This is a genomic window from Psychrobacter immobilis, assembly GCF_904846175.1.
GTDB classification, from domain to species: Bacteria; Pseudomonadota; Gammaproteobacteria; order Pseudomonadales; family Moraxellaceae; genus Psychrobacter; species Psychrobacter immobilis_E.
In genome coordinates, this window is sequence record NZ_CAJGZM010000010.1 from 69,821 (window position 1) to 81,836 (window position 12,016).

The following is a 12,016-nucleotide window of genomic DNA, read 5'->3' on the forward strand; positions in this document are numbered from 1 at the left end:
TTTGAGCACGACGTTCAAGACCAACTGCTCAAAACTGACAGTTAAAAGTACGTCATTGATAGGGTTTTAGCGTGTTTCGAAACCTATTAAGCCCTAAATTTAAAAAAATAGGATTAATTCACATGGATTTGCACTTTTTTCAACATTCGGGGTTGTAATTGTCATAATTATATATATAATGTGCTCTCACGTTTAGAGATACAAATAATCTAAACGGGTAAACAAGCTTATTGTCTCTTTTAATATTGATTCATAAATAGATAAAGAAATGAAGCTTTAAGAATTTTACCTAATAAGTAAGATTCGCTTGTAGAGTTAAAAAAGCAGTGCTTTTTTTATATACTCTTCAGGGCCGATAGCTCAGTTGGTAGAGCAGTTGACTTTTAATCAATTGGTCCCGCGTTCGAGTCGCGGTCGGCCCACCATCTTTAGTATTATCCTTATCATGTATGCTACCCTATCCGGTAGTAGCGTAATAAGTTTAAAGACATCCTTTTTGATGTCTAGTTTTAATAAATTTCCCTTTAAGGAAATTTATCTTGCGAAGCTAAAATTGTCATGCAGTTTTTTAACGCTTCTCAGGGCCGATAGCTCAGTTGGTAGAGCAGTTGACTTTTAATCAATTGGTCCCGCGTTCGAGTCGCGGTCGGCCCACCATATTTAGGAAAGCCCAATCATTTAATGATTGGGCTTTTTTTTGGCCGATATTATTTAATACTTATTTCACTAAGGCGTATTCACTCTTCTACGAGCAAACTTAACTTGTGCAAGCATGAGTTTAAAACCATGTTTCAAGGTTGTTTCTCGTGGTTCATTCGGTGTACGTTCTATCAATTTTTCAAAGTCTTCATCACTGAGCTTAACCCTTTTATCATGTGCCAGTAATAAAGTATCTGGTTGCAGTGCTTTCACCTTTTCCAATGATGCACGGTAAGCGTCAGGCAAGGTAATTAAATAAGGCGATATAAATCTATTTTTGATAATTAATATTAAATCGGCGGTATACGCCTGCTTGCTTTGCGGATGCCATAAAGACAAGTCCCGATCGGTATGCCCTGGTGTCTCCAAGACGATCCAATCTTCAAAGTTTGGCACAGGGTCACCATCTTGAACGTTGATATCTGCTTTTAGAATGGGGTTGTACCAGACATTGGTAACCGACTTACCTTGTCGATAGGCTACATAATAAGTCAATCCCAAATCATTTAGATGGGCGAATCTTCCCAAAATGCCATGATACCAAGGCTTGTCAGACATAGCAGTGACGATTTGACAGCCTGTTTTTTGTTTCAAAAGTTCAGCGCCGCCAGCATGATCAGGATGCATATGCGTGACCATGACTGTCTTAAGTTGCTCGACTGGACGTTTTAGATTATCGGTAATATATGCTAAAATTTTATCTACATCACATCGACATCCTGAATCTAACAATAGCAACTTGTCAGGATAAACCGCCATATACGTTGTCTGAATATATCCCTCTATGGCAACGATATCTATTAAACTCATAATATTCCTTTATTTTGATATAGCCTGTAGCCTAGCTATTTATAAACATTTATATATAAAAGCGCAGCCTTTCTTCAACTCTTCAACACGCTCTAAACAATATGATTTGTCATTATAACGCTCAGTATTGGTTTATGAATGATATTCAGTGAACGCTTGTGGCTAAGCTTTAGTATTTAGGCGTTTATCAACCATTTATTGGCTTTTACACTTAGTTGATAAACAAAAAAACCCAGCCCTTAAGCTGAGTTTTTTTAATCATTTAAATGAAAATAGCTAACTTTCTCGATAGATAGCTTTTATAAAGCGTTATGCCAAGTCACGCACCTTTGGCTCACGTTCCCATAAGCGAGATTTGGCATTTTCGATAAAGGTATCCAATTCCGCCAGTGGTGTGACAAAAGCATCTTTCTCGATTGGTAATTTACTTAAGATAAACTCATCGGTTGCCCCACAATAAGCAATGGCTTTACAGTGCGCATAGGCGTCCGTAAACCAATCAAGGGTAGCGCTGTCTTCAGCCAGCTTCTTTGCTTGCTCAGGCATAATGATACTGACCACCGCGTCAAACATCACTGACGGACCACCTGCAACGCGCTCATCGGCTTGTATGCGAGTATCGTCGTCTAAGATTACCTCTTTACTTGGCGCGACGATTTTCACCCGAGCGCCCTCTGCTTTCGCGGCCTCTTCAAACTTCTTAATCTCACTGTGTTTTGAACCTTCTGCGACTAAAATGCCAATTAAGCGACTTTTTAGCGTTTTAGGCGTGCGACCAATGGTTTGTAACTTCTCAGAAGTCGCCATATCTTGTATCGGCGCTGCAGGCTCTGCCGCTGCTGGCAAGTCCATACCCAATGCTGTTGCCACACGTTTCGCCAAGTCTTCATCAATATTACGTAAATGCCCGAGCATACGCGTACGTACATGCGCCGTATCTACTTTGCCCAGCTCAAAGGCGTATGCTGAGGCAATATGTGCTTGCTCAGTTGGCGTTTGGCTAAGATAGAACATGCGCGGCTGGCTATAATGGTCGGCAAAGCTTTCAGCGCGCACGCGACCTTTGACGCCATCATCTAGCTGCTCATAGAACGACACAAAGCCTTTCTTAACACTTTCGCGTGGCCTTGTTGGATCAAGACTTTGTGGTTCATATAACACGCGAGTTTTTGGCACTTGCATTTGCATATGACCGTCTTGCTGATTGTTAGCAAACGGACATTTTGGCGCGTTAATTGGAATTTGCGCAAAATTCGGTGAGCCCAAACGCGACAGCTGCGTATCCAAATAACTAAATAGGCGACCTTGTAATAAAGGGTCGTTACTAAAGTCGATGCCCGGTGGCAGATGCGATGGACAGAACGCCACTTGTTCCGTTTCGGCAAAGAAGTTATCCGGATAGCGATTTAACACCATTTTACCTACGATGCGTACCGGCACCGTCTCTTCTGGAATCAGTTTAGTCGCATCTAAGTGATCAAACGGAAACGCATTGGCTTCCTCTTCAGTAAATAGCTGTACGCCAAATTCCCACTCGGGATAGTCGCCATTATTAATCGATTCAAATAAATCTCGGCGATGATAATCAGGATCCGCGCCAGAGATTTTAACCGCTTCATCCCATGTGGTCGACTGTACGCCTAGTACTGGCTTCCAATGGAAGCGTACAAAGGTGCTTTTACCATCTTTATTAATAAAGCGATAGCTATGGATACCAAAGCCTTCCATCATCCCCAAACTACGAGGCAAAGCACGATCACTCATCAGCCAAATGACATTGTGCATGGTCTCAGGGCTAAGCGAGACAAAATCCCAAAAGGTATCATGCGCAGAAGCCGCTTGCGGGAAGCCGCGATCAGGCTCTGGTTTAACCGCATGAACCAAGTCAGGGAATTTCATCGCATCTTGAATAAAGAAAATCGGCATATTATTACCGACGATATCCCAATTACCTTCTTCAGTATAAACTTTTACCGCAAAACCACGCACATCACGCGGTGTATCTTTTGAGCCTTTATTACCAGCAACCGTAGAAAAACGGGCAAATAACGGGGTCTGTTTACCTGTTTCGGTTAAAATCTTAGCGGTGGTAAATTCTTCTAACGATTCGGTCAGCTCGAAATAACCATGGGCGGCACTACCACGTGCATGGACGATACGTTCTGGAATACGCTCATGGTCAAAGTGATTAATCTTTTCGCGTAAGACAAAATCTTCTAATAGCGTCGGGCCACGAGCGCCAATCTTAAGTGAGTTTTGATTGTCCGAAATGACAACGCCTTGCTGCGTTGTCATGGCTTTAGTGTCGCCATTAGCACGTTGGTGAGTTTCACCGCCATTGCCGCGTTCGGTATTCATATTTTTAGCGTGGTCGGTATGATCAATATTCTTATTCATAAAATATCCTAGCTAATGAGTAAAATGGACTACAGACAGCCCATCAAATAGGCACTAACACAGTTTTTATATCCTTAGAGCTAGCTTTGACTTCATATGTCGTTTAATTTTCTGTGCTTAGCGCGATTATTTCTTAATAGATGAGAAAGCTTTTACACATTTACCTGTTGAGGCATTACAGCATTGATAAGCTCATCAATTATATTACTTAAAATTTGCCCTAGGTATGTCACATATATCGGTAAGCGTGTTGATATTTGGTTAAAGTAACGACCTTTAAAATATCCATCTTTTAAATCTTCAGCTTATTAATAATCGGTTGTTGTAATATAGAGATTCTTTAAGGTATGCTTTTATAAATGAAGAATTGACTCTCAATGGTAAATAAATGGACATAATTTTTAGCCACCTATTTATCGTTTTTCACAAAACCATGAGGCTATCTATTATGTTAATGACATCGTTGACCACAGCTAATTTATTATCCTTCCCTCCATCTAAAATCCGTTACCGCTCATTGATGCTTACAACTTCACTGGTTTTAACGGCGCTCACTTTTAGCCAAACCGCCGCCGCAATTACCACTAAAAATGTCACTTATACGGTAGACAACCAACCCTATGAAGGGTATTACGCCAAAGCCGACAAAGCGAATGCGCCTTTTATCTTACTCATTCATGATTGGGATGGTCTCACGGACTATGAGCGCAAACGGGCTGATATGTTAGCGGAGCAAGGCTATAATGTATTGGCTGCTGATATGTTTGGGCAAGGCATTCGCCCGACGAATATTGAAGACAATAAACGCTTAACCGGAGAGCTGTATGACGATCGCAGTAAAATGCGCCGTTTACTGCAAGGTGCATTGAATGCAGGACAGTTGCAAGGCAATAACGTGCGTGAAGGCGTTACGATGGGATATTGTTTCGGCGGTACGGTTGCTCTGGAGCTAGCACGTTCAGGCTTCCCGCAAAAGGCATTTGTACCTTTCCATGGTGCTTTTGATATGCCAATAGGTCAAAATTATGCCAAAACGACTGGAGAGATATTGGTATTCCACGGCTCTGCTGATGAATCTGTCTCTCTAGAGAGTTTTACGACTTTAGGTAAGACGTTAGAAGCGGCAAAAGTGTCGCATGAGATGGTGACATATAGTGGCGCGCCCCATGCCTTTAGCGTGTTTGATAGTGATAAATACGATGCCCGCGCTGATCAGCGCTCTTGGCAGCGTTATTTAGATTTTTTAGCCGATAAATATAAATTACCTTAATTCATATTTAATATGAACAGCGAAGCTTATTTATCACTCAGTTTAGCTTATTTGTAAAAGCACTTATGAATAAAAGAAATTATGAATAAAAGCGCCTATTAAAAGGCAAGGAAGCCAGTTATGTTATTGAAGAACGACGTATTGCGTGCGCGGGTTAGATTGTTAGGCTCGTTTTTAGGTGAGGCCATTTCTCGTCAATCTGGGGAAGAAACCTTACGTACTATCGAAACCTTGCGTAAAGGCTTTATTCAGGAGCGCCGCGAGCATAACAAAGAGAAAAAACAACAACTGATCGACCTTATCGCCTCGTTAGACAATCAAACCTTAAAAAACGTCATTCGAGCATTCTCTATTTACTTTTTCCTCGCCAATTTAACCGAAGAAAACTACTTGCGTGAGCAGCGCCGTATTATGCGTGCCGAGTCCAATCAAAGCTGGGAAGGCTCGTTTCGCCGCACCTTATTAGAATGCCGTGAGCGGCAGATCGAACCGAAGCAAATACAAGAGCTGATTGATCAGCTTAAATTTATTCCTGTTTTTACCGCCCATCCTACCGAAGCTCGTAGACGCACCACCATGAATATCTTGCAGACCCTCTATGAGCATACCGATGCCATGAGCGACTATCCCGAAGGCAGCCTAGCCTTTATGCAAGCTAAGCAAAAAACGGCAGAAACTATTGATTTGCTATGGTCATCAGACGAAGTTCGTAGCCGCAAACCTCTGGTTTATGATGAAATAAACAACGGCTTACACTATTTTGACGCCAGCTTATTCACCGCCATTCCCAAAGTATATCGTAATATCAAAGACGCTATCGTCGATATCTATCCTGAGTTAAGCGACTATCCTTTGCCAGCCTTTGTTAATTTTGGCTCTTGGATTGGCGGTGATAGAGATGGCAATCCATTCGTCACTCATGAAACCACTGAAATGGCGGTATTGATGCATGCCAATACCGTGCTACGCCATTACCAAGTGTTGGTCAGAAAATTGCGTCGTGAGCTGATTCATAGCGATACTATCGTCGATATCGCGCCAGAGATTTACGCCCGTATCAAAGACTACGGCACGCTCGATCAAAAAGTCTTTCGCTACAATCCCGATGATTACAATAATGAGCCGTACCGCAGATTATTATCCATTATTCTTGCCAAAATAAAAGCCACCAACCAGCATATCCAAAGCCAAGGTACAGATGGTGAGGCTGCACAAGAGGCTTATTCAACACCGACGGCCTTGCTAGATGATTTGCGCCTTATTCGCAAAAGCGTCAATACCCATGACAAGGCGCATGGCGAAGGCTTACTGCTTGATACTATTCGCCTAGTCAAAACCTGCGGCTTTCATTTGGCCGCGCTGGATATTCGCCAAGATTCAGGATATCACGGCGAAGTTATTGCAGATATTTTTGCTAGCGCCTCAAATCTGCCCGACTATAAAACCCTCAGCGAAACAGAGCGTCAGCAATGGCTAACCCGTTTGCTAGAAAAGCCCGGTGCACCGCTAATTTATACCGACAGCTTAAGCGCGCAAACACACGAGCAGCTTGCTCTGATGAATTCTGTCGCTAAACTGCGCAAACTGGTCGGCGATGATACTTTTGGTAGCTATGTAATTTCGATGACCAATAACGCCAGTCAGCTATTAGAGGTGCTGCTACTGATGCGTCTTGCAGGCTTATCGGGTATTGATGAGAAAGGACATTTATTTTCCGCCCTACCGGTTGCGCCGCTGTTTGAAACCATCGACGATTTAAAAAACATCGATAAAATTATGCCAATGGTGTTGGATAATCCGCTGTATCGTCAGCTACTTGAGCACTCAGGAAACATTCAAGAGATTATGCTTGGCTACTCAGACTCCTCTAAAGACGGCGGCATTATTACCTCCGCTTGGCAGTTATATAGCGCTCAGCAAACTATCACCGATATCGCCAATCAATATGGTATCACCACTCGCTTGTTCCATGGTCGTGGTGGTTCCGTCAGTCGTGGTGGTGGCTCAACCCATCAAGCTATTGCCGCCCAACCTGCTGGCACTTTACATGGACAAATAAAATTTACTGAACAAGGCGAAGTGCTTTACGCTAAGTATGCCAATCCAGATACCGCGGTGTTTGAATTAACCATGGGAATCACGGGTGCGCTAAAAGCCAGCTCGTCACGATTTGTTGAGCAACCCAAACAGCTCGATAGCTATGAGGCCTTGTTTGCTGATTTGGCAGATGCCGGCGAACAGCAATATCGACAGCTGACCGATAACACAGAAGGTTTCTATCAGTTTTATTCTGAGGCCACGCCAGTACAAGAAATTTCATTGCTCAATATTGGCTCGCGTCCTGCTCACCGTAAAAAAGGACTGCCGAGCAAATCGACGATTCGAGCGATACCGTGGGTATTTGGCTGGTCATTGGCGCGCTTTACCCTTCCAGCTTGGTATGGCGTGGGCAGCGCTTTAAGTAGCGTCAAAAAAGACGAAGATTTAATGAAGGAGATGAATAAAAAATGGCCTTTTTTCAATGTCTTTATCAGTAATATCGAAATGGCTTTTACTAAATCTGAGATGAATATCGCCCGCGCATACAGTCAACTGTGTGCAGATGAAAGCTTACGTGAGCAGGTGATGCAGGCAGTGATTGATGAGCATGAGCTCACTCACGCAGGTCTCAACTCCTTGCTAGAGCAGACGTCTTTACTCTCAAACCAACAAGAATTGGCTCATTCATTGGAATGGCGTAATGCCTATTTAGACCCTATTAACTATATTCAGATTGAGCTACTCAAACGTATGCGCCAGCCTGATAACGCTAGTGATGATAAATTGGAAAATAACGAGAGACTGGCTGTCGAAGATGCATTAATTCGTAGTATCAATGCCTTGGCAGCAGGCCTACGCAACACGGGTTAGCATTGATAGAGAAAGAAGAAGTTAGTTAGTTAGATAGATATTTACTCAATCAAAATCGTACCAACGCTGAGTTGATTCATGATGTTATCACAGTGAATCAATTCAGCTTTTTACGTTAATAAAGTTTTTCAAATACTAATATTTGATTGTTAGATGGCATCTCATAACGCCTACTTAACGTTAAATGATATGTATTTGCTAAATCTATAACGTCTTCTAAATGACGTATACCACTATTAGCATCGCGCTGCCGTAAGCTATAGTCAAACTGACGATTGCTTTCACTGCTATAACTGCCCTTCTCGTTAAATGGGCCATAAACGATGAACTTTCCATTTAAAGGTAACATATCGCCGACCAATTCAAATAACTTACTAACCAAAGACCACGACATAATATGTAAAGTATTGGCGGTAAATACTGCATCATAAGGCGCATCAACAACCTCATTTATTGGTACTGAATCACGTGATACATCAAAAGTAAGCGGCGCATATAGATTGTGCGCAGGATAAGCAGTATGCCAAGCATTGATGGTGGCATGATGCGCGAACACATCACTGGTCTGCCATATTAAATGTGCCAATCTCGGTGCAAAATACACACTATGCTGCCCCGTTCCAGAACCAATCTCTAGCACATGCAGGGAATCTTTTAACACTTTTTGTAAAACAGATAGGATTGGCTGCTTATTATTCTCACACGCTTGTGAAGAAGATAAGGTTGCAGCGTCAAAGAAATGATTACTTGTTGAGCTGTCTTTATTCATAGCCTTTCCTGTTCTCGATTATCTTGCAATATCGACCGCTAACCACTAATAAATACCCGCTTCTATACCAGCTGCCAATGTCATCGCCAGTTCTTCGACTTGCTCGGTAAATGCCTCTTGCCAATCACCTTGCAAAATCAGCGCCTCTTGAATCCATGACCAGCGCAAACCAGTCGTAATCGTCTTCATAGCAAGCTTAGTACCCGTGCCATCATGACCTGCGCGAATATATAAGGCAAATGGCATGCCCTGCTTTTCTTCTAACACCGGATAATAACAGCGATCAAAAAAGTCTTTGGTCAGCCCTGCCATATAAGCCAAGTTCTCAGTCGTTCCTAATAATAGAGCATCGGCTGCCAGCACATCTTCAGGCTGCGTATCTTGGGGAGATTTTAGTATGACATTAATATCTAAATCAGGATGATTGGCACCGTTATAAGCAGCTTGTGCCAATTTTTTGGTATTAGGTGATGGCGCATGAGCAACGATAAGTAAGGTTTTGCTAGCCATTTTAATCACCATTATTGTAGTTACTAGTTTTTGGAATCAGGAGTTCTTGGAATCAATAACTCTTAGAACTAATAGCTCTTAGAATTAATAGCTTTTGGAATTAATAGTCACTTTTTGAATAATATCAGGATGAATGCTTTTAGCAACCGGACACGTGAGTGCGGTGTTATAGAATATCTTTTGCGTCTTATCATTTAACTCTTGATTAAAAGTAATCGCAACATGTACTTCACTAACGCGTCTTGGATCAGCTGCCATGACCTTAGTCACTTCAGCGGTAGTACCTGCGATATCAATCTCCATATCACGGGCTTTGATGCCGATAATCGTCAACATGCAACTGGCTAAACTCGTCGCTAATAAATCAGTCGGTGAAAACGCCTCACCTTTACCTTGATTATCTGTTGGCGCATCGGTAATGATTTTATTGCTTGATTGCAAGTGAATAGCAGTAGTGCGTAGATCGCCTTGATAGGTTACTTTTGAGGTTGTCATTGGGTTCTCTTTGATGTTTACTATTAGTAAGATATAATTCTTATAGAATCTTGATTAGATAGTTTAGGAGTATTAGTTTATTTTAGTAGGGAATAACCTTTGAGTGAACTCATCTACTACACTTTCTGTTCTAATGAAGTCTCGAATTCTTTCGCGAGTAGTTATATTTGATTCTGATATTATACTTTCTAGATGACTGGCGACATCCTCTATTTGGGCTGAAAATGCATCGTTATCATTCAAAACAGCAAATACAGCAGCTGTTACTTTCTTTTGTGATTTTAACGGTGCATCTAATATATCTCCAGTTTTCCAATGTTTTTTTACTAAAGCATACAATGCATAGAAACGGAAAATAACTCGTGTTCTATCAACTTTTCCTGAGCGTACTAAATAGTCGAATTTGTACAATGCTAAAGCAGCAATATGGTAAAGCTCAACATTGTGATTCTCTGAAAAGATCCTTCCATCAAACTCTTTCCGTATTCCTCTGTGGTCACGTGCTGCACGATGTGGCTGATAAAAAAACATAGCTGCTGCAACTTTCATTAGATCTGATGGACGAAGGATTCGTGTGCGTTCAATCCCAACATCTCTATACTGATTATCTCTTCTTTCAATATAAATACGTGCATCACCACTTTGAGAAGCGCAATACTCTTCTAGATCTTTCATAAACGGGCGTAGTGCCCAAAACTGATCTTCTCTAACTTCATTTTGTCGGTTTGTACCGATGATAACACTGGATACAAAATCAGTATCGCTACACCCAATCAAACGCAGTGGAACAAATATACTTTCGGCTTGATCAGGAATATAAGCCAAAATATTTGTAGTTTGGCACCCATTTACAATTTGATAGTCTTCTAGACTGAAAACATCTCCTTTACGATCTATATTTTTGGAAACAACGGTAATTCCGTTATTTTTAAAAACAAAAGAAGCATTACCACCTGATTCTAATTCAGATATTATTGATTTGTTTATTTCAGATTCAGGATTAAAGTCTCTGACATTATCATAAAATAAAGACTTATTAATGTGGCGAACTCCATCTTGGTCAGGCTCTCCAAGTGCAATTGCTAAAATCTCTGATGCAGGAACATATCCAATATATGCTTCATCAACTTTTTCATGATTTGGCATTGTAACCGCTTTTTGAAAATTAAGCTTTGCGGAAGATGAATTCGTTGCCGAACGAAAACCATTTTGAATAATTTTAGCGCCTACACATTCAATATGGATATCATTAAAAATATTTAGCTCACTCAAACGTATTTTATTCGTTTCTATTAACCTTTCTATTAACTCTGAAACTTGACCAGAACCAGTAGTACAGTAGTAACATCTTAAAGAAGGACTCGTTTTAGCCGCTGTCGAATAGATTGCTTCTTTTACTTCGGCAAGACTTTGCAATTGCTCGCTTATAATTAATGATCGATCCGTGAAAAAGTCATAGACCGCATCAAGGAATTTTGAGATATTTCCGTAATCAAGTTTATCTGATGTTTTTGACTGAAAAAAATGGAAATCTGAAGAATGATTTCTTCCTAAAGAAAGAATCTCAATAGCTTCATCAATATCAGTACAAAGAGACCCCTGAATAGAAATAGCTACTCCATCAATACCAAACTCCTCCCCTTTGAGATGAGCTCTAAAAGGATCTATATTTTCTCCAAGCACTCCGTTTTCTATTGAAAATATTGACATTACTTCAAAAAAATCTGATTCATCCATATTTTCGTTTGGATTCATTTCTTGAAAAGTTTTAAGTTGCGCTTTAACGATTGGATTCATAGCCATATAGCTTCCTTTGCTTTAAAGTTATACTTATTACGAAGACTGAATTTTTATAAGCCATTATAAATACTTTTCTGACTGACAAGTAGCTTAAGATTATAGATAGTATTTCTAATACTTATATCATTATTATTCGACATTTATTAATAGTATAGCTTGAGTATAAACATGGTTAAACCCTAGGCAAAATAAAACCCCCTTACACAAAGTGCAAGGGGGTTTAACTTTAGAATAGAGAGCTGACGATGACCTACTCTCACATGGCCGGAGCCACACTACCATTGGCGCGATGATGTTTCACTTCTGAGTTCGGGAAGGGATCAGGTGGTGCCATCATGCTATTGTCGTCAGCAAAG

The 12,016-nt window shown here is 41.0% G+C and carries 8 protein-coding genes, 2 tRNA genes and 1 rRNA gene; 4 read left to right on the forward strand and 7 right to left on the reverse strand.

What is annotated here, in order from left to right; translation table 11 throughout:
• Positions 1-349: 349 nt before the first annotated feature.
• A tRNA-Lys gene (locus JMW39_RS11510) sits at positions 350-425 on the forward strand.
• 156 nt (positions 426-581) lie between these two features.
• Positions 582-657, forward strand: a tRNA-Lys gene (locus tag JMW39_RS11515).
• Positions 658-726: 69 nt separating this feature from the next.
• Here the strand turns inward: JMW39_RS11515 and JMW39_RS11520 are convergent.
• Both JMW39_RS11520 and JMW39_RS11525 read right to left on the reverse strand, forming a co-directional pair.
• Positions 727-1,509 (reverse strand): MBL fold metallo-hydrolase, encoded by a 783-nt coding sequence (locus JMW39_RS11520; RefSeq protein ID WP_201546601.1) that lies wholly within the window; start codon positions 1,507-1,509, stop codon positions 727-729.
• Between the two features lie 309 nt (positions 1,510-1,818).
• Entirely contained in the window at positions 1,819-3,906 is a 2,088-nt protein-coding gene (locus JMW39_RS11525) for a catalase (protein ID WP_201546602.1), read from the reverse strand.
• Positions 3,907-4,354: 448 nt separating this feature from the next.
• On the opposite strand from JMW39_RS11525, the gene JMW39_RS11530 reads away from it, so the two are divergent.
• Positions 4,355-5,176 carry a dienelactone hydrolase family protein gene (locus JMW39_RS11530; RefSeq protein ID WP_265088458.1) on the forward strand — a complete coding sequence of 274 codons (822 nt, stop codon included), beginning with the start codon at positions 4,355-4,357 and terminating at the stop codon, positions 5,174-5,176.
• A 120-nt stretch (positions 5,177-5,296) separates the two neighbouring features.
• Positions 5,297-8,086 carry a phosphoenolpyruvate carboxylase gene (gene ppc / locus JMW39_RS11535; RefSeq protein WP_201546603.1) on the forward strand — a complete coding sequence of 930 codons (2,790 nt, stop codon included), beginning with the start codon at positions 5,297-5,299 and terminating at the stop codon, positions 8,084-8,086.
• Between the two features lie 115 nt (positions 8,087-8,201).
• On the opposite strand, the gene JMW39_RS11540 is transcribed toward ppc, so the two are convergent.
• The 5 genes from JMW39_RS11540 to rrf all read right to left on the reverse strand — a co-directional run bounded on the left by JMW39_RS11540 (position 8,202) and on the right by rrf (position 12,012).
• Positions 8,202-8,855 carry a DUF938 domain-containing protein gene (locus JMW39_RS11540; RefSeq protein ID WP_201546604.1) on the reverse strand — a complete coding sequence of 218 codons (654 nt, stop codon included), beginning with the start codon at positions 8,853-8,855 and terminating at the stop codon, positions 8,202-8,204.
• Between the two features lie 45 nt (positions 8,856-8,900).
• Positions 8,901-9,365, reverse strand: coding sequence for a flavodoxin family protein (locus JMW39_RS11545; RefSeq protein ID WP_201546605.1), 465 nt, complete (start codon positions 9,363-9,365; stop codon positions 8,901-8,903).
• Between the two features lie 84 nt (positions 9,366-9,449).
• Complete coding sequence (locus JMW39_RS11550; RefSeq protein WP_201546606.1) at positions 9,450-9,860, reverse strand: OsmC family protein; 411 nt, start codon at positions 9,858-9,860, stop codon at positions 9,450-9,452.
• Positions 9,861-9,932: 72 nt separating this feature from the next.
• Positions 9,933-11,663 (reverse strand): AIPR family protein, encoded by a 1,731-nt coding sequence (locus tag JMW39_RS11555; protein WP_201546607.1) that lies wholly within the window; start codon positions 11,661-11,663, stop codon positions 9,933-9,935.
• Positions 11,664-11,897: 234 nt separating this feature from the next.
• Positions 11,898-12,012 (reverse strand): 5S ribosomal RNA (gene rrf / locus JMW39_RS11560).
• Positions 12,013-12,016: the final 4 nt, after the last annotated feature.